The sequence below is a fragment of the uncultured Muriicola sp. genome, from assembly GCF_947258935.1.
GTDB lineage: Bacteria > Bacteroidota > Bacteroidia > Flavobacteriales > Flavobacteriaceae > Muriicola.
The window spans coordinates 1-18,468 of the sequence record NZ_CAMYKH010000039.1; the positions used below are offsets into that span (position 1 = coordinate 1).

Genomic DNA, 18,468 nt, shown 5'->3' on the forward strand with positions numbered 1-18,468 from the left:
TCTGATGTCATTGTATAGTATTTTAATGTTTGATCCTGAAATCACTATTAAAAAGAAGGGACCATAAGTTAACAAAATCTTTCCATAATCTTATCTACAATAGTTTGAGCCAGTTTAATCTTGCTTTCTTGAGTCCATCCGGCTATATGAGGCGTTAAGAGCACTTTGTCTGAATGGATGAGGTAGTTAAATTCTTGCGGCATTGGCCTATCACTAAATATATCCTCAAAGGATATTTTCTCGTATTCTAATACATCTAGTGCAGCTCCCAGTATTAGCCCCGATCTTAAGGCCTTCACCAGGTCTTGCGTTACAACACATTTTCCTCTGGCCGTGTTCACCAACCAGAAAGGTTTGGCAAAAGTTTTAATAAAGGAGGTGTTGACCATCCCCGTAGTGAGGTTGGTTTGGGGAACATGAAGGCTTAGTACATCTGCTCTTTTTTGTAATTCCTGGAGCGATACCTGTTTTGCATGTTTGTCGCCAACATTTTCCAGAATATCAACGCATAATACCTCTACCTCAAAACCCTGTACTTTTTTAGCAAAGGCCTTTCCCGTATTTCCATATCCAATAATCCCTAAGGTCTTTCCGTCTAATTCCAGGCCGCGGTTGCCTTCTCGATCCCATAAACCACGGCGAACCTCTTTATCGGCTTTATTTAAATTATTAAAAAGTGAAAGCAGCATGCCAAGGGCTTGTTCTCCCACGGCATTTCTATTCCCTTCCGGAGCAGCAGCTAAAAAGATCCCTTTTTTCTCAGCATAGACAACATCAATATTTTCCAATCCGGCACCAACCCTGCCGATGAATTTTAAATTAGTGGCCTTATCCAGAAATTCTCTGTCTATTTTAAACCTGCTTCTTATGATGATCCCATCATATTCATGGATAATAGTTTCTACTTGATTTTTATCAGCCTTGTATTCCTCCCTGTTCTCAAAACCCAGGGCGGCAAATTGCTCCAATAGCAATGGATGGTTGGTGTCTAAATGCAATACTTTCATAACCCTTAAATTTTGGGATAGTGAGTTTGTGTTCGTTTATCCAATACTTTTCCGGTATGTGCGGTAGTGATTTTTTCGAAAAGCAGCAGCTCTACTTCTTCATTGTTCCTGGTTGCCGGGCAGTGTTCCACACCTTTAGGCACCACAATTAGTTCACCTTCTTTTACTATTACCGTCTTGTCTCTGAATTGCATATACAAGGTACCTTTCAGGACTTGAAATAATTCATCTTCCTCTTCATGAGAATGCCAAACAAACTCACCCTGTATCTTTGCCAAAAGTACCTGCATATTGTCTACCACCGCAATCTGATGCGGGTGCCAGGTTTCACTAAACAACGCGTGTTTTTTTTTGAGGTTGATCGATTCCATCCTTAATTACTTTTATTCCTTTTGCATAGGAGGCTGGTCCTTTACATTAAATTCAAAAATATCCTGTCTAGAATAATGTCCGTTCACATCAAAATCGAGTTTTTGTCTTGAAATATCCTCCAGATCAAGGATTGCCGTTAAAATACCATTTGTATTCCATAAGGGTCCTTTCAGAACCACACCTCCGGGACTTACAATAACACTACCACCCGGACACATAACATCGGCTTCCTCGGTCAACAGATCCTGGTACTTTTCAGGGTACATGTCTTTAGTGATAAATTGATTACACCCCAATACAAAACACCTGCCTTCCAGGGCAATATGTCTCATGGAGGCTACCCAGGATTCTCTGGCATCTGCGGTGGGAGCAATATAGATCTCTATTCCTTTTTGGTACATGGCCATGCGTGCCAATGGCATATAATTTTCCCAGCAGATAAGGCCACCAAGTTTTCCGATGCGGGTGTTATAGGTGACCAGATCCTCACCGGATGCTTCAGACCAGACCACCCTCTCTGTCCCGGTAGGTTTTATTTTGCGATGCACTCCTAACAGACCTTTTGTGGGTGAGATATAAAGCATGGAACAATGCAAACTTCCATTGGAAACTTGGCGTTCTGTAACGCCTATGACGAGATAAGTCTTATAGTCGCTTGAAAGTTTTTCCAATCTTTTAAGGGAGTCGTCTTCCAGATCAAGACTATTCTTATGGTATTCCGCATAAAGATGTCTGCCTTCCTCACTGCGTTTTCCAATGGTTGCCCCAAAGGTGAAGCCTCTGGGATATCCTGGAATAAAAGATTCCGGAAAAACCATGAGGTTATAAGCCTCTTTGGCGTTCTCCGAAAGAAGGGTTTCTATTTTGTCTATAGTTCCTTCTTTATCAAAAAATACAGGATATTCCTGAACAACGCCTACTTTAACCTTCATACAACTAGTTTTCATCCCATTTTGCAACGGCAGGATGGATATATGTTCAAGGTATGTTATTTTTTAGACTTTCAGATCCCTAGCAAGACCTTGGCAATGGTAAAATAGATAAGGATTCCAAAAATATCATTGCTGGTGGTAATAAACGGACCAGTAGCAATTGCAGGATCTATACCCCGCTTGTGAAGGAATAAAGGGGTGAAGGTACCAATGATCCCTGCAACCACAATTACCGCTATTAGTGAAATCGAAATGGCCAGGGCTGTTATAAAAGTACCTTTCCAGACCCATGTAAAAAATAGTAAAACGAAGGCCAAAATAACCCCATTTAATAAGGCGAGTAGCATTTCTTTTATTAATCGGTTCCCCATGCTTCCTCTTAGATCATCATAGGCCAATCCCTGTACTATAATGGCACTAGATTGCACTCCAACGTTTCCTGCCATAGCAGCGATCAAGGGTGTAAAGAAAAACAAAATGGCATGTTTACTGATCATTTCCTCAAAGTTTCCCATGATTGCCGCAGCACCCAGTCCACCTAACAAACCTAAAAATAACCAGGGCAGTCGGGCACGGGTTAAGATCCATATGCTGTCATCTGCCTCTACGTCCTGGGAGATCCCCGCAGCAAGCTGGTAATCTTTTTCAGCCTCTTCCTTTATAACGTCAACGATGTCATCAATCGTGATCCTTCCTACCAGCCTGCCAATTTCGTCTACTACAGGAATTGCCTCCAGATCGTATTTAGACATGATCTTGGCTACTTCTTCGGGTTTTTCATTGACATTTACGGAATCTACATTGGGGATATAAACGTTTTTGATGGGATTTGTAGTTGATGTTGTAAGCAGATCCTTTAGTGAAAGACGGCCTTTCAGTTTTTCGTCATCATCTACTACATAAATGGAATGCACTCTGGTCACATTTTCTGCCTGGGCCCTCATTTCCTTTACGCAGCGAAGAACTGTCCAGTTTTCGTTCACCTTAACCAACTCCTTCGCCATGAGTCCACCCGCAGAATTCTCATCGTAACGCAGCAGATCTACAATATGCCTGGCGTGTTCTCTATCCTCAATTTCGGAAATAACCTCCTGAACGATCTCCTTGGGAAGTTCGGCTACAATATCCGCAGCATCATCAGTATCTAGCTCTTCTAGTTCCCCTGCGATCTCTTTGGATGACAGATTATTGAGAATAGCCTCTCGGACATCCTCATCCAATTCTGTGAGCACATCCGAAGTTTTGTCGCTGTCTAACAACTTAATAAGGTAGGTGGCTTGCTCTATATTCAGGTCATTAGTGATCTCCGCCACATCGGCATAGTGAACCTCTTCCAATAGCGTATGCAAGGCTGCATCCTTATTGGCATCGATCAGCTCAACAATTTCAGCTAATAGTTCTTCTGTGAGTTTAAATGGTATCATTTGCTATCTTCCTTGTCAACGATATAAAATCGTTTACACCCAGCTGTTCCGGACGCTGGTCAAAGATAACATCTTCTTTTAGATTTTGGGAGAGGTTGAATATTTTTAAACTATTCCTTATGGTCTTACGCCTTTGATTAAATGCGGTTTTTACTACCTTGAAGAACAAAGCTTCATCGCAGTCTAATACAATGCTCGGTTTGCGGGTGAGTTTTAAAACTCCCGATTGTACTTTTGGAGGAGGATCAAATACCTCCGGATGAACTGTAAAAAGGTATTCGGCCTCGTAAAATGCCTGTACAAAGACCGAGAGTATGCCATAGGTTTTACTGCCTTCTTTTTCACAAATTCGTTTTGCCACTTCCATTTGGAACATGCCTGCAAATTCTGGGATCTGTTGTCTGTATTCCAAAAGCTTAAAGACGATCTGAGTAGAGATATTGTAAGGGAAATTACCTATAATGGCAAAGGGTTTGTCGCCGAATAGGGTATGAAGATCTACCTGTAGAACATCGGCCTCTACTACTTTAAAGCTACCTTTTCTATTCATTACCTTAGGATGCTCCAAAGGAAAACTATGATTGAGATAAACGATAGAATCTGCATCCAAATCCATGGCGACCAGGTTAATATCTTGCATCAAAAGGTATTTGGTAAGCACCCCGGTACCAGGGCCAATTTCAAGAACATCCTCGTAACCGGAAAGTGACAGGGTGGTTGAAATTTTTTGTGCAATTTCCTCGTCCTTCAAAAAATGTTGCCCAAGATGCTTTTTAGCCTTTACCGGACCTTCATCTCTGGAACGCATGCCTTTTTTCTTAAATGGATGGGAATAAGACTGTTTTCGTTTGCCCATGTATAAACTTGCTTAAGATTTGGTTTTTCCCAGATATACCCATGCTTCGGTCCCTGAGCTCAGCATTACTTTTTTTCTAAAATAGGCATCTCCTTCATAGACATCTACGCGCTGTAGTTCGTCCTTACTTATAATATATACAATACCAGGAACTCCCTTTACTGATTGTGGGGATGATCTTACGGTAGGGTAGAGTCCGCCTACCAACTCTTTGGAAATAGTATGCTCTTTTAGATGGTCCTTGTTGCCTTTTAAAATCCTTGAAAAGACCATTTGCTGTACCTCTTTATCCTGCAATGTGCCATAGGTAAACAAGTATTCTGTAGCGCTGGCGACAAGAGGTTTTTCAATGGTGACCACTTCTAATTCTGTTCTAAAAGCCACCAGAGAGTTCCCAAAACGTTTGATAGTTTCATTTCGTAATCGTTCGGCATCATTTTGATAATAAAGATCGAGTGTTTCCCGGTTCTTTACTTTGTATTGTACTGAATAGGTAATACCCCCCATCTCTTCATCCACAAGGACCCTGGTCATGGTTGCTTCCAAAAATTTACCGGTGGCAAGAACATCAGGGATATGAGTTTTCACCATCCAGGATACCCAGGCATCTTTGACAGTTTCTTCTACATTAATAGTAACATTGTATATAAGCATATGCTTGCGTTATTGTCAATAAGTGCAAAGATCAGTTAATAGTATCGCCCCTCAGAATCCTGAAATTCTTTCTTGCCTGTGGAAAGTAATAACTGTCCTGAAAATTATACAAGATGCGCTCATAATGATACTTTGCTTTTTCCGGCTTATTTAATTTTGAGCGGAATAATTCTGCTAACGCAAAGTGTGCATCATCTGCCAGGATATCATCACCGTAGAACTCTACGATCTTCAAATAATTAAACAGTGCACCTTCGAGGTCATTAGATGCTACCAGCAACTCTGCCTGTCTCAATAGCGCTTCGTCTTCTATCTTTTCGCCTTTATGTTGTTGTAGAATGTCTTCCAAAACGGCAATGGCTTCTTTATTTTTATTCTGATAAGCTAGAAGATCTGCCCGGGCATACTTTTTCAATGCGGTCTGAGTTGAATCTTCCAGTGAATTATCTGAGATCAGCAAGCTTAGCTGCATGGCATCATTGGCAATGAGTTGTGAGGTAGAGCCTCGCAGCACCTTTAACTGGGTTAGTGCCCAATCAAAATCTCCCTTATAAAAACTAGTTTGTGCTACTTTAAACCTTGCTTCCTGGCCCAGTACATCGTTTTTGAGACTTTTTTGAATTTGAGAAAAATAAATAAGGGCCTCATTAAATTTTTGATCGAATACAAGGATATCGCCAAGGGCCAATTTTATATAGGCTTCTCCGTATTTCGTCAGTGGTAGCTCCAGGGATCTTTTAAGGATAGGGATGGCCTTTTCCGAATCGCTTCTCCGGAAGGTCAGAAAATTGGCATAGGCAACCTGTAGCTGCAAAGTGGGAACCTGATAGCCATAAGTGGCCAAAAGATCCCGGTAATGCTCATCAATTCCGGGAAGATCTTTCTTTTCCGCAGTGAGCAAATCAATGTCTAATAAATGTAACTGTGCATTGAGTTTGGTTACAGCTTCTGAGCTGTTCTTTACAATATATTCAAAGATCTGCTTAGCAATGTCTACGGCCTCATTTTCTAAAGAAGTGTTTCCTAAGGTTTCTATCCGTTCAAAGGAAGCTCCTACGGATCTTTTGTAAATGGCCTTTTCCTGAGTAAAAGCGAAGTTGTATTGTTTTTGTTGAACATAGAGCCAACTTAACAATTCGTTCCATAAGACATCCGGATCTTTTTGTGCTTTTTGCAGTATCGTTTTTTTCAGCAATCGGTTGTTCTCATTCTCCGGATCCTCGGAAATAAAATCACCGATCTTTCCTATTACGTTCCCAATGGTTGATTTGCCATTGCCCAGAAGCTGAAGATAGGAGACAAACATTTTCTCGATATTCCCCTGTTCCCCATAAATTTGAGCTATTTGAAAATTGTAATCGAGTTGGGGATTTAATTCCATGGCTCTTTCATAGGCTTGTAAGGCGTAATCTAGCAATGCAAATCGCTGAAAACCTACTCCAATGCCATAGCCGTAATTTGGATTTTTTTCAATAGCAGCCAACGCCTTTTTATAGGATTCAGTCGCTTTTTCAGTATTCTCCTGAAGCCTGAAGTTATATCCCAACTCAATAAAAATGGTAGGGAAGGCATTACCGGATTGGACGCGGCTCATCAGAAAGGTTTCCGCCCTATCATAGTATTCCAATTGCTGGTAACAACGAATCATATTTTCCGCAAAGTCCATTCTGCGGGGATTTTGGTCTACCAGTCGTTCGTAAAATACAAGGGCTTTCTCGTACTCCCCATCGTTGAAGTACTGCTTCGCTAAAAAGTCGTCTTGTGCCCAACTGCAAATAACAGTGAATAAGCACAACCATAAAATAACACCTTTCATCATGCAACTTTCTCAAAGGTAACCAAGTCCCGGAAGAAAAACTATCAATGAAATCTTAATCTATAAGATCAAATCCGGTATAGGGAACTAATACTTTTGGGATGCGGATCCCTTCTTCTGTCTGGTAATTCTCAAGAATCCCTGCCAAAACCCTGGGTAAGGCCAGTGAACTTCCATTGAGTGTATGGGCCAACTGTATTTTGCCATTTTCATCCTTGAACCGGAGTTTAAGTCGGTTAGACTGAAAGGTCTCAAAGTTGGAAACGGAACTTATTTCGAGCCATCTATCCTGGGCAGTGGAAAACACTTCAAAATCATAAGTTAGTGCCGAGGTAAAACCAAGATCACCCCCACACAAACGGAGAATTCTATAGGGGAGTTCTAATTCTCTCAGAATGCCTTTAACATGTTCTACCATGCCGGTTAAGGCCTCATAGGAATTTCCCGGTTGCTCTACACGTACAATTTCTACTTTGTCGAATTGATGCAAGCGATTAAGTCCTCTAACGTGGGCCCCATAACTCCCCGCTTCTCGCCTGAAACAAGGGGTGTATCCGGTATAACATACAGGTAGATCCTGATGATTTAAAATAGTATCGCGAAAAATGTTTGTTACGGGCACTTCTGCAGTTGGTATCAGGTATAGATCATCTGCCGTCACATGATACATCTGCCCTTCTTTATCCGGGAGTTGCCCGGTTCCAAATCCGGAGGCGGCATTCACCAAATGTGGCACCTGCATTTCTGTATAGCCGGCTGCCGTATTTCGGTCAAGAAAATAAGTGATCAAAGCACGTTGTAATTTGGCGCCCTTACCCTTGTAAACCGGAAATCCTGCCCCTGTTATCTTTACACCAAGTTCAAAATCAATGATGTCATATTTCTTGGCCAATTCCCAGTGGGGGAGTGCTCCTTTCAAAAGTTTTGGCACATCACCTTCCCTGAATACTTCTTCATTATCCTCTTCAGATGAACCTGCGGGCACCAATTCATTAGGAACATTGGGGATTAGGTATAAGACCTCCTCTAGTTGCAGGACTACGGCATTTAACTCTTCACCCATGCTCTTGGAGTCTTCTTTTAAACGGGTGGTCTTTTCTTTTAGTAGATTCGCTTCCTGGGCCTTTCCGGTTTTGTAAAGCGTGCCAATTTCTTTCGATAAGGAGTTTAATTGTGCAAGGGTGCCGTCCATTGCTGTTTGAAGCGATCTTCGCTTTTCATCGAGCTGCAACACCTGAGACAACAAGCTGTCTGCATCCAGATTTCGTTTCTTCAGAGCCGTGCTGATCGCCTCTTTATTTTCCCTTATAGCCTGTAATACTAGCATTGGTCATTATTTAAGGCACAAATTTACGCTTAATTGGTGAATTCAGATGAGGAAGGTCTAGGTTTCCTCAGCGTTCTTCGTTTGTTTTTAATGGAGAGGGTAAGATCCATTTATGATGCTTGAAATGATCCCATTTCTCAGCAGCGAGGTCTACGGAAGAGTCTATGAATGGGGCCAATGGCCTGCCATTTATACTCACCTTAGCTTTTGCAAATACTGAAATCTGTTGTCCCCGGGCAGTGTATTCTTTTTTTAAATACTGGGCAAATTGCCAGATAAAATCTGGGTAACAAGTAACTTTTTCCATCTGTTCGGGTGAGAGATAGAGATTGGTTGGTACGATGATTTTTGCTCCTGTATCTTTGTTAACTACTACAAACTGGGCAATGCCAGATCTGCTTCGCAGCATCATTCGCCAGCTCATTCGGTGTCCTTCCTCTGTCCACAGTACATCGTCTGCAATAAATAAGTGTCTTACCGGCAGAACCAGTTGAATCATAAAATAAAGACCACAGCCCAGCAATATCCAATTTCGATAAGGCGGTATTTTTATCTCTTGGCCGGTATAAAGCTCCTTTTGCTTTAAAAAGCGTTTTTTGATCACCTCAGGAGGATAAAAGAACACAATAAAGGCAAGGGCCAAATATGGGAAGATCCCTATCTGAAAGATGATAGAATTAAAAAGATGAAAGAGAATAGCAAATCCAAAGGCCCAATTGCGGGTAGGTTTCCAAAGTAGTGCCGGAATGATCAACAGGTCGAATAGAATGCCCATGGCCCCAATAATAGTATGCACCCAAGCGTGTTGAAGGAGATCTCCAATAAGAGGGTAGGAGGCCTTGCCTCGCAAAAGTATCTCGATAATTGAGAGATCTAGCCAGTCCCCGTAGAGTTTTGCAAGAGCGGCATAGGTATAGACTACTAATAGTTGAAATATAATGATCCAATTTACATAGGCAGGCATAGAATTGCTCCGAAGCGAAGGTTCTAACCTGCTGTCTACCGAGGCATAGCTGTTTGCAGGCATAAAACACATCAGGAAAGAGATCAGTATCAATAAGTAATAGTGGTTGTTATAGGCTGTCTTTTGCATAAGGTAAACTGCACTCCATAACAAGGTGAAAAGGAGAATACTCCAGCGGTATTTAAAGCCAATGGCGATAAAAATTCCCAAAATTCCCATGATCACAAAATAGAAATACATGCCATTTCCGGGCAGGGGCTGTAACCATTCAAAGCCAATAAACGAAAAGGTAAAAGAGGGTTCTATCAAGGTTCTTCTCACCCAACCGGTAAGGATAGCGCCAAAGCTCTCAAGGCTAATAAGGATTCCAAATAAGATCCGGAATATGATAAGCGACCCGTTGTCGACTTTCTTAAAAAGCCAATTCTGTAGCATTTATAAGGTGATTAGGATACGTGCTGTTTTTTTGTCTTTCTTAAGTTGCTTTTTAAGTTCCTCCAGGGAATTGAATTTATGTTCCTCCCGTATCCAATGAAGAATATTGACCTGTATTAGCTGGTGGTAGAGGTCTTCGTCAAAATCGAAAAAGTGCACTTCAATACTTTGGTGTTGCCCATCTACAGTGGGATTGGTTCCTATATTCATCATCCCATATACCATCTTGTTTTTCAAACGGCTCTGAACCACATAGACCCCGTTCTTCGGAATAAGTTTGTATGCTTCTTCTATATGAAGGTTGGCCGTAGGAAAGCCTAATTCTTTACCCAGACCTTTCCCCCTTATGATCTCTCCGTTGAGCATGTAGGAATAACCCAAATAGGTGTTGGCGGTGGCTACATCGCCTTCTAACAAGGCATTTCTGATCTTGGTAGAACTAACTGCCACTGCCTCTATTTCCTGGGCGGGGATTTCATCTACTTCAAAATCGAGCGCATTTCCAAAGGCTTTCAGGTCGATAATATTGGCATTCCGATTTCTGCCAAATCGATGGTCATATCCTATGATCACTTTTTTAGCATGGAGTGCATTGACCAACAAATCCCTTACAAAGGCAGTTGCACTTAATCTGGAAAAAGTTTTGGTGAAGGGCTGTATAATAAGGTAATCTAAACCGAGGTCTTCCAGGATTTTTTTCTTTTCTTCGATAGTATTCAGGAGTTTCAGGTCCGAATCTTTTTGCAGAACCATACGCGGATGCGGGAAAAAAGTGAGCACCGCAGACACCCGATTATTGATCCTGGCATCATTTATGAGGCGTTCTAAGATCAATTTGTGTCCAACATGAACACCATCAAAAGTACCAATGGTAATGACAGAAGGGTGGTTTTTATCGTATTTAGAAATGCTTTGAACTGTTACCAAACCATATAATGTATAAAAAGGCTTATTTTTAACGCTTTAATGCCCCCAAATGTTAACAAAACTACGTCTTGTTTTATCAATATCAATACTATTTTCCTGCTTTTACTCTGCGGCTCAAACCGGATATTGGAAAACATCAGAGGTTAAGGACGAATTATTATCTTCCGATCTTAAGCGTTTGGATTTACAAAAAGTACGTTTTTTTTCTTTGGAAGAAACGCTTTTAGTTCGAGAGTTAAGGAAACTTACCACCAGGACCCAAAGCAATACCTTAATTAATTTTCCTGATGCAGATGGTAACATGGTTACTTATGAAGTGGAGGAGACACCCGTTTTTTCACCGGAACTTACAGCAAAGTATCCGGAAATACGTTCTTTCTCCGGAAACAGTGTAAATAACAAATCAGATAGGGTTCGCTTTAGCGTGTCTCCCAAAGGAGTACAGGCCATGTTTATTTTTAAAGGGAATGAGAAAAAAATCTTTCTGGAAAAAGCCTCTCGTGATGCAACAGATTATGTATTGTATGACAGAAAAGGGCAAACTGGAGAAATAGAGAAATTTATTTGTGAAACCGAGGCGAAGCCTATTTCACCCAATCAAGCACCAACGGCAAAATTAATAGATGACCAAACCTTACGGAAGTTCAGAATAGCGGTTTCTGCAACCGGGGAGTATACTCAATTCCATGGGGGAACAGTTCCCGACGCCCTGGCAGCCATCAATGCCACACTTACTAGGGTTAATGAGGTCTTTATCACTGATCTCAGCATTACCTTAGAATTGATCGCCAATGATGATCTTGTGATCTATACAGATCCCGAAACAGATCCCTATGGATCAAATTTAAATTCTGAAGTACAAACTACATTGAATGATGTCATTGGTAGTATGAACTACGATGTGGGACACTTATTTCATGAAGACACCAATAACGGAAATGCCGGATTTATAGGTGCTGTCTGCCAAACGAATCAAAAAGGAAGCGCCTTCTCATCAGCACTAAACCCCCAAGGAGATATTTATGATCTCGACTATGTATCGCACGAGTTGGGGCATCAGTTTGGCGCAAACCACACCTGGTCCTTTGATTCGGAAGGAACAGGCGTGCAAGCCGAGCCAGCCAGTGGCTCTACTATTATGGGATATGCAGGTATAGTAGAAGGAAATAACGTACAGTCTAACGGGGATGATTATTTCCATTATTTCAGTATCCTTCAGATCTCCGAATATATAGCCACCACCAATTGTGCAGATGAAATGACATTTTCTAACTCACCACCCGTCATTACTCCTATCGGGAACTATATCATACCGAAAAATACGCCCTTTGTGTTGTCTGGAGTAGCTACAGATCCGGATGCGGGAGATGTTCTTACGTATACCTGGGAGCAAATAGATGATGGTGTAGTAACCACAAGCACTTTTGGTCCACAAAATGCAAGCGGAGCAAATTTTAGATCATTACCGCCCACGACAGAGCCGGAAAGATATTTTCCTAAATTATCTAGTGTCATTAACGATGAATTAACTCAAACTAATCCGGCTACTAATTCGGCCTGGGAAACGCTCTCTAGCATTGAACGAGATTTAAATTTTGCCTTAACAGTACGAGATAATGCTCCCGGAGGCGGGCAGGTTAGCTCGGATCTTGTAAATGTGAGGGTTAGTAATTCCGCAGGTCCCTTCCTTGTAAGCTCTCAATCTACTGTAGAGACATATAGTGCAGGTTCTGTACAGACAGTAAACTGGGAAGTAGCCAATACAGATAGTTCTCCGGTAAATGCCCAGTTCATAGATATTTATCTCTCCCTAGACGGGGGACAGAGTTTCCCTATCCTTTTAGCTGAGAAAGCTCCGAATGATGGTGTGCATGAAGTGCTATTGCCTGGAACGGCCACCACTGCAGCCCGATTTATGGTAAAGGGGTATCAGGATATCTTTTTTGCAGTAAACAGCGCAGACTTTGTTATTGAAGAGGCCCCGTTTGTACTTCAATTTGAAGATCTGTCCTTTAATGTCTGTCAACCTTTAGATAAGGTAATACCATTTATATTCGAAACTTATGGTGGCTTTAATGAAGAGGTAACCTTTAGCACTACCGGGGTACCTCCCGGATTAGGGGTTTCTTTTTTGCCAGGTACCGCAACCGCAAATAATACCCCTGTAGATATTACTATTTCCAATACTACTGGAATAACCGAAGGGGCCTATGCCATTCAGATCATTGGTACCGCACCTTCTTATACCAAAGAAGTGACCATTGTTCTTAATGTTTTTGACACGGATTTTCCGGAGGTGACCCTCCTAAGTCCTGCGGATGGAGCAATTGATATAGCATTAAAACCAAACCTGACCTGGGATACGTCGGCGATCAATAGTGCCTATGATGTGGAAATAGCAACAGATGCTGGTTTTACATCAATTATTGAGTCGGCAACGGTGATCTTTAAAAACTATATGCCCCAAAACCTGCTTCCAGAGACCACCTATTACTGGAGAATTATGCCTAAAACCGAATGCGGTTCAGGAACTTTTGGCACCCCCTTTAGTTTTACAACACTACCGGTTAATTGCAGATTAAAAAACGCAAAGGATCTGCCAGTTTCCATATCATCATCGGGTACTCCTACTGTAACATCAACTATCATGGTTATTGATAATTTGCCAATTGCAGATATCAATGTAGGAGTCAAAATTGAACACTCATTCTTATCGGATCTGATCATTACACTAATATCCCCTTCAGGAACAGAAATAGTGCTAACTTCTAATTCGTGTTCCCAACTGGAAAATATTGATGCGGTTTTCGATGATGCGGCAGCTCCTTTTATATGCAACGGAAATCCCGGGATCAGTGGAACAGTAAAACCCCTGGGTTCTTTGGCGTCCCTTAATGGGGAATCTGCGTTTGGAGAGTGGACACTTTTGGTTCAGGATACTGCCCCGTCCGACGGGGGATTTATCAGTGAGTTTATATTAGATATTTGCCTGGAAGGAATACTTAGACCAGACGCAGACAACGATGGGGTCTTTGATGATGGGGACGACCTTTGCCTTGGCACTCCACCAAATACGGAAGTAAATGTTGATGGTTGTCCTGTTTATCGCTTTGCTCAGGATAATTTTAATATCGTATTAACTAGTGAATCCTGTATCACATCTAACGATGGCCAAATAGAGATAGATGCAGTATCAGCGCTAAACTACACGATTGATATTAGCGGGAACGGTGTTAATCTTTCTACAGGGTTTACCTCATTTTTTGAACTAAGGAACCTGTCATCAGGAGCCTATACTGCTTGTATTAATGGTAATGATGGCACTATCTTCTATGAAGAGTACTGTTTCGATTTTGTCATTACAGAGCCAGATCCTCTTTCGGTATTACTTGCTTTGGATCAAACCAGTTTGAAGGCTACTCTTAATCTGAAAGGATCTGTTTTATACAATATTGAATTGAATGGCATACTCACGCAAACCACACAATCACAATTTATTTTAGATCTTAAAGCAGGGATCAATACATTAAAAGTTACAGGTAGTCTGCCCTGTCAAGGATCTTATGAAGAGGTGATCATAATTGGAACGGAGCCTATTATTTATCCCAATCCGTTTGTAAATGAGTTGGCAGCTTATCTGCCTGCGATAGAATCCCAGGTACAAGTGCGTGTGTTTAATATGCTAGGTCAGACAGTCCTATCAAATAACTATCAACCCAAAGATCAAGCAATCAGTATAGATTTTGCCGGCTTACCTTCCGGGGTTTATTTGTTGAACGTTATAGGTGATGGGATCAACTATTCTTCTAAAGTCATAAAAAGATGAAAAAGCTACTGACTTTACTATTAGTCCTAATAATGCTTGCCTGTGGTAAGGATTCTCCCAAGCCACCTGAGGCAGCAATGCTTAGTTTTCCCACACAAAATTCTGAATGTACCACGGGGATCAGCCTTAATAATACTACCAGTCAGGTAGAATTCAGATGGCTGGCAGCCAAACATGCAGACAGCTATCAACTAAAATTCACCAATGTGCTTAATAACACCTCTGTCACAAATGCACCCACGGAAGCGCTATCGGTTAGAGTGCCGCTTTTAAAGGGAGTTCCTTATCAATGGACTATCACCACAAGCAATAGTGAAACTCAGGAAATTGCCATTAGTGAAGCCTGGTTCTTTTACAATGCAGGCTCACAAACCACCTTTCCACCTTTCCCGGCTCAGATAATCTCACCTAATTCCGGGGCATCGGTTGAACGTGATCTGAATAATGAAATTACCTTGGATTGGACCGGAGCAGATGTGGATAATGATATTGACTCATATGAAGTGTATTTGGACACGGTCACCAATCCTCAACTTTTAATATCCTCTCCTTCCCTGAACATTACAAACATAAAAGCCAGTGTGGATACAGATACCATCTACTATTGGCGCGTGGTTACCATAGACAGGGCCGGAAATACCTCCGATTCTGGGACCTATTCCTTTAGGGTGATTGGCTGATCAGGTATTATTGAATTCGTTCATCGTAATATTCATTCCCTGGAGTACAAAGGAGTTTATAAGAACACCACATCTGTCTAAACGTTCTGTCAGTAACTTTTCCTCTTCCTCATTCCAGTTACCCAGCACGTATTCCACTTGCCGTCCTTTTGGAAAATCAGATCCCAATCCAAATCGAAGTCGGTTGTACTGATTGGTTTGTAAAGTATTCTGAATATCGGAAAGTCCATTATGACCTCCGTCGCTACCTTTTGGTTTTAAACGCAAGGTTCCAAAAGTGAGGTTTATATCATCGGTAATGATCAGCAGATTTTCTTGAGGGATCTTCTCTTTTTCCATCCAATAGTGCACTGCTTTGCCGCTTCTGTTCATAAAGGTAGATGGCTTTAGGAGCAAAATACTTCTTCCTTTGATCTTATAGGTGGCGGTGGCCCCCAATTTATTTGAAGAAAAGGATATTTCGTTTTTTTCAGCCAGCCGGTCTAGTATCTGAAATCCGATGTTATGGCGGGTATTGTCATATTCCGGACCTATGTTTCCCAGACCAACTACCAAATATTTTTTCATGATATCTTCTTCTTTCAGGATGGGCGATGAGCGCCCAAAAAGTAATTTTAATAATGATCGCATGGCAGAGGAATCATCCCGCTAAAATACAAAAGCATCCCGAGAAATATTCCAGGGATGCCTTTCATTAAGATTATAGAATTTTTATTCTTTTGCTTCAGTAGCAGCATCTGCAGTTTCAGCTGAAGTAGCTTCTCCTTCTGCACCTTCTGCACCTTCTTCACCTTCAATTTCATCTCCTTCTTCTTCATCTTCTTCAACGACAATGGCAGCACGAGCTGTCTTAACCTGAACAACAACCGTAGTTTCCGGGTGTAGGATGGTAAATTTGTCATTTAAGAGGGATTCTACAGTAATATTATCCCCAATTGTTAAAGTTGAAATATCTATTTCAAAGAAATCTGGCAAGTTGTCTGGCAATGCTTTAATTGCCAAAAGTCTTTTTCTAAATAACAAGCGACCTCCATTTCTAACACCAGGAGAATTTCCTAGCAATTTAACAGGAATATTCATGGTTAATTCCTTATCCGGGAACAACTGATAAAAATCGATATGCAATATTTTATCGGTTACTGGATGAAATTGAATGTCCTGCATTATGGCCTGTAATTTCTTGCCATCTTCTAAAACAACCACAACTGTGTGGGCGTTTGGAGTGTACACTAAATCTCTGAATGCGATTTCATTTGCTGAAAAGTGTAGCGGTTTTTCCCCTCCGTAGACCACGCAAGGAACCATTCCAGCATTACGTAGGGCTTTCGATGCTTTCTTGCCCACGCTTTCTCTTTCTGATCCTTTAATTGTAATTGACTTCATTAGTTATATTTAAATTAATTTCTACATTAAAAATTTTGAAGCGATGGAGGTGTTGTGATGCACCCTGTGCATAACATCCGCAAAAAGATCGGCACAACTTAAAACCTTTATTTTTTCGCTATTTGCCTTACTTGGAATAGAATCAGTGATGATTAATTCCAATAGTTTCGACTTTTCTATTTTTTCATAAGCACCACCCGAAAGTAAGCCATGTGTAGTGATTGCCCGTACGCTCAAAGCGCCGCGTTCCATCATCAGGTCGGCTGCTTTGGTGAGCGTTCCTGCCGTATCTACCATATCATCTACTAACACTACATTCTTATCTTTTACATCTCCAATAAGTTCCATATGCGAGATGGTATTAGCCTTGGACCGCTGTTTGTAACAAATAACCACATCACAGGATAAGGCCTTGGAATAGGCATAGGCTCTTTTGGAACCACCCATATCTGGAGAAGCAATGGTCAAATTCTTAAGTCCTAACTTCTTTAGGTATGGAAGAAAGAGGGTAGAGGCAAATAAATGATCTACCGGTTTTTCAAAGAACCCCTGGATCTGATCAGCATGGAGGTCCATGGTAATGATCCTTGTTGCACCGGCTGTCTCCAGCATTTTAGCAACCAACTTGGCAGCAATAGGAACTCTTGGTTTGTCTTTTCTATCTTGCCGTGCCCATCCAAAATATGGTATAACGGCTGTAATATGTCTTGCCGAAGCTCTTTTTGCAGCATCTATCATCAACAACATTTCCATTAAGTTCTCAGAACCTGGATTTGTTGAGCCTATGATAAAAATACGAGTGCCTCTTATAGATTCTTCAAAAGATGGCTGAAACTCTCCGTCACTGTAGCGTGAGAATAAAACTTTACCCAATTCCGCACCATAGGACTTGGCGATCTTCTCACCAAGGACCGTGCTCTGGGAACAGGCAAAAATTTTTGGTTCTGGAACTTGATATGGCATACGTAACGGCTTGTTCGCTAGTTTTTTAGCGTCCCTTTTTCTAAAGGAGGTGCAAATTTAGGAATTTATTTGTCTTATACAGGATAATCGAGCAGAATTTTAAGCCTCCAAATAAAAATATTTTTTAGCTTTGCAGTCCCTTTGCCTCGGTGGCGGTCCCATCCCGATAACTATCGGGATCGTGAGGTAGCCGAGCTAGAGGAAAATGCCTCGGTGGCGGAATTGGTAGACGCGCTGGATTCAAAATCCAGTTCTTTCGGGAGTGTGGGTTCGATTCCCACCCGAGGTACGGATAAACCACAAAAGTGTGGGAGTATAAGCGAGCTTCAAAAATGAAGCTCGCTTCTTTTTTTGGAGGGAGCAAAATACTTCCTTTTGTGGTTTTCAAAACGAGCGAGCGGGGAAGCTTTCCGCAGGAAAGCAATCCCACCCGAGGTACATTTATAAGCCCTTAACACATTGATAGTTAGGGGCTTTTGTATTTTACACGAACACTACACGAACATTTTTCTGGCAATATTACTGCGTTTAAAGGCAATATTGTAGGTGATATGAGTTGATTTCAAAACACTACTTAAATTAGGGGTAGAATTTTCATTTTACGTAAATCGATCACATCTCCTCAGGAACATTACAATACTTAATCCCGACTTTATCCATTGGATAATAAAAAGTTGACTTTAGGACATTATATTCTATGTTTCGTCCTCAGAATGAGCAATCTAAGAACCATTTCAATTATCTTTTAAGTACTAACTAAGACAAGACTACTGTTTTTTCATGATTCATGAGTTGATGGCAGTTGAATCTATTAAACCAACCGCGTCATGAAAAAATTAATTATTCCGTTATTGGCGTTATTCTTATTCGTCTCCTGCTCCGAAGAACTCAGAACTTCAGAA

The 18,468-nt window shown here is 41.3% G+C and carries 15 protein-coding genes and 1 tRNA gene; 3 read left to right on the forward strand and 13 right to left on the reverse strand.

Annotated features, from left to right (window positions below; translation table 11 throughout):
- Positions 1 to 68 precede the first annotated feature (68 nt).
- The 10 genes from Q0X72_RS08345 to Q0X72_RS08395 form a co-directional block, all read right to left on the reverse strand.
- A complete protein-coding gene (locus Q0X72_RS08345) occupies positions 69 to 1,007 on the reverse strand; it encodes a 2-hydroxyacid dehydrogenase (protein WP_297763988.1) in 939 nt (312 codons plus the stop codon).
- A 5-nt stretch (positions 1,008 to 1,012) separates the two neighbouring features.
- Positions 1,013 to 1,378: a cupin domain-containing protein gene (locus Q0X72_RS08350; RefSeq protein ID WP_297763990.1), complete on the reverse strand. Its 366-nt coding sequence runs from the start codon at positions 1,376 to 1,378 to the stop codon at positions 1,013 to 1,015.
- A gap of 12 nt (positions 1,379 to 1,390) precedes the next feature.
- Positions 1,391 to 2,311 carry a carbon-nitrogen hydrolase family protein gene (locus Q0X72_RS08355; RefSeq protein ID WP_297763993.1) on the reverse strand — a complete coding sequence of 307 codons (921 nt, stop codon included), beginning with the start codon at positions 2,309 to 2,311 and terminating at the stop codon, positions 1,391 to 1,393.
- Positions 2,312 to 2,382: 71 nt separating this feature from the next.
- Entirely contained in the window at positions 2,383 to 3,735 is a 1,353-nt protein-coding gene (gene mgtE / locus Q0X72_RS08360; protein WP_297763995.1) for a magnesium transporter, read from the reverse strand.
- Positions 3,722 to 4,591 carry a 16S rRNA (adenine(1518)-N(6)/adenine(1519)-N(6))-dimethyltransferase RsmA gene (gene rsmA / locus Q0X72_RS08365; RefSeq protein ID WP_297763996.1) on the reverse strand — a complete coding sequence of 290 codons (870 nt, stop codon included), beginning with the start codon at positions 4,589 to 4,591 and terminating at the stop codon, positions 3,722 to 3,724. Before rsmA ends, mgtE begins: the two co-directional genes overlap by 14 nt.
- A 12-nt stretch (positions 4,592 to 4,603) precedes the next feature.
- On the reverse strand, positions 4,604 to 5,245 hold the full coding sequence (locus Q0X72_RS13945) for a DUF4286 family protein (RefSeq protein ID WP_367180436.1): 642 nt from the start codon (positions 5,243 to 5,245) through the stop codon (positions 4,604 to 4,606).
- A 31-nt stretch (positions 5,246 to 5,276) separates the two neighbouring features.
- Positions 5,277 to 7,064 carry a tetratricopeptide repeat protein gene (locus Q0X72_RS08380; protein ID WP_367180437.1) on the reverse strand — a complete coding sequence of 596 codons (1,788 nt, stop codon included), beginning with the start codon at positions 7,062 to 7,064 and terminating at the stop codon, positions 5,277 to 5,279.
- Positions 7,065 to 7,116: 52 nt separating this feature from the next.
- On the reverse strand, positions 7,117 to 8,388 hold the full coding sequence (gene serS / locus Q0X72_RS08385; protein WP_297763998.1) for a serine--tRNA ligase: 1,272 nt from the start codon (positions 8,386 to 8,388) through the stop codon (positions 7,117 to 7,119).
- Positions 8,389 to 8,455: 67 nt separating this feature from the next.
- Positions 8,456 to 9,787, reverse strand: coding sequence for an HTTM domain-containing protein (locus Q0X72_RS08390; protein WP_297764001.1), 1,332 nt, complete (start codon positions 9,785 to 9,787; stop codon positions 8,456 to 8,458).
- Positions 9,788 to 10,714 (reverse strand): bifunctional riboflavin kinase/FAD synthetase, encoded by a 927-nt coding sequence (locus Q0X72_RS08395; protein ID WP_297764002.1) that lies wholly within the window; start codon positions 10,712 to 10,714, stop codon positions 9,788 to 9,790. It abuts the gene before it with no gap.
- Positions 10,715 to 10,763: 49 nt separating this feature from the next.
- Here Q0X72_RS08395 and Q0X72_RS08400 point away from each other — a divergent pair, with 49 nt between their 5' ends.
- Entirely contained in the window at positions 10,764 to 14,540 is a 3,777-nt protein-coding gene (locus Q0X72_RS08400; protein WP_297764003.1) for a reprolysin-like metallopeptidase, read from the forward strand.
- Positions 14,537 to 15,220 (forward strand): hypothetical protein, encoded by a 684-nt coding sequence (locus tag Q0X72_RS08405; RefSeq protein WP_297764005.1) that lies wholly within the window; start codon positions 14,537 to 14,539, stop codon positions 15,218 to 15,220. Before Q0X72_RS08400 ends, Q0X72_RS08405 begins: the two co-directional genes overlap by 4 nt.
- On the opposite strand, the gene pth is transcribed toward Q0X72_RS08405, so the two are convergent.
- The 3 genes from pth to Q0X72_RS08420 form a co-directional block, all read right to left on the reverse strand.
- Positions 15,221 to 15,850, reverse strand: a complete 630-nt coding sequence (pth, locus tag Q0X72_RS08410) for an aminoacyl-tRNA hydrolase (protein WP_297764007.1) — start codon at positions 15,848 to 15,850, stop codon at positions 15,221 to 15,223. It lies immediately after the preceding gene.
- Positions 15,851 to 15,931: 81 nt separating this feature from the next.
- Complete coding sequence (locus Q0X72_RS08415) at positions 15,932 to 16,603, reverse strand: 50S ribosomal protein L25/general stress protein Ctc (RefSeq protein ID WP_297764009.1); 672 nt, start codon at positions 16,601 to 16,603, stop codon at positions 15,932 to 15,934.
- A gap of 21 nt (positions 16,604 to 16,624) precedes the next feature.
- On the reverse strand, positions 16,625 to 17,566 hold the full coding sequence (locus Q0X72_RS08420) for a ribose-phosphate pyrophosphokinase (protein WP_297764012.1): 942 nt from the start codon (positions 17,564 to 17,566) through the stop codon (positions 16,625 to 16,627).
- 207 nt (positions 17,567 to 17,773) lie between these two features.
- Here Q0X72_RS08420 and Q0X72_RS08425 point away from each other — a divergent pair.
- Positions 17,774 to 17,855: transfer RNA gene (locus Q0X72_RS08425), tRNA-Leu, on the forward strand.
- Positions 17,856 to 18,468 lie beyond the last annotated feature (613 nt).

What these genes read in the sequence shown, in the direction of transcription:
- pth (WP_297764007.1), bottom strand. Translation starts at nt 15,850, where the DNA reads ATGCGATCATTATTAAAATTACTTTTTGGGCGCTCATCGCCCATCCTG.
- Q0X72_RS08400 (WP_297764003.1), top strand. Translation starts at nt 10,764, where the DNA reads ATGTTAACAAAACTACGTCTTGTTTTATCAATATCAATACTATTTTCC.
- Q0X72_RS08390 (WP_297764001.1), bottom strand. Translation starts at nt 9,787, where the DNA reads ATGCTACAGAATTGGCTTTTTAAGAAAGTCGACAACGGGTCGCTTATC.
- Q0X72_RS08350 (WP_297763990.1), bottom strand. Translation starts at nt 1,378, where the DNA reads ATGGAATCGATCAACCTCAAAAAAAAACACGCGTTGTTTAGTGAAACC.
- rsmA (WP_297763996.1), bottom strand. Translation starts at nt 4,591, where the DNA reads ATGGGCAAACGAAAACAGTCTTATTCCCATCCATTTAAGAAAAAAGGC.
- Q0X72_RS13945 (WP_367180436.1), bottom strand. Translation starts at nt 5,245, where the DNA reads ATGCTTATATACAATGTTACTATTAATGTAGAAGAAACTGTCAAAGAT.
- Q0X72_RS08415 (WP_297764009.1), bottom strand. Translation starts at nt 16,603, where the DNA reads ATGAAGTCAATTACAATTAAAGGATCAGAAAGAGAAAGCGTGGGCAAG.
- Q0X72_RS08420 (WP_297764012.1), bottom strand. Translation starts at nt 17,566, where the DNA reads ATGCCATATCAAGTTCCAGAACCAAAAATTTTTGCCTGTTCCCAGAGC.
- mgtE (WP_297763995.1), bottom strand. Translation starts at nt 3,735, where the DNA reads ATGATACCATTTAAACTCACAGAAGAACTATTAGCTGAAATTGTTGAG.
- Q0X72_RS08355 (WP_297763993.1), bottom strand. Translation starts at nt 2,311, where the DNA reads ATGAAGGTTAAAGTAGGCGTTGTTCAGGAATATCCTGTATTTTTTGAT.
- Q0X72_RS08345 (WP_297763988.1), bottom strand. Translation starts at nt 1,007, where the DNA reads ATGAAAGTATTGCATTTAGACACCAACCATCCATTGCTATTGGAGCAA.
- Q0X72_RS08380 (WP_367180437.1), bottom strand. Translation starts at nt 7,064, where the DNA reads ATGATGAAAGGTGTTATTTTATGGTTGTGCTTATTCACTGTTATTTGC.
- serS (WP_297763998.1), bottom strand. Translation starts at nt 8,388, where the DNA reads ATGCTAGTATTACAGGCTATAAGGGAAAATAAAGAGGCGATCAGCACG.
- Q0X72_RS08405 (WP_297764005.1), top strand. Translation starts at nt 14,537, where the DNA reads ATGAAAAAGCTACTGACTTTACTATTAGTCCTAATAATGCTTGCCTGT.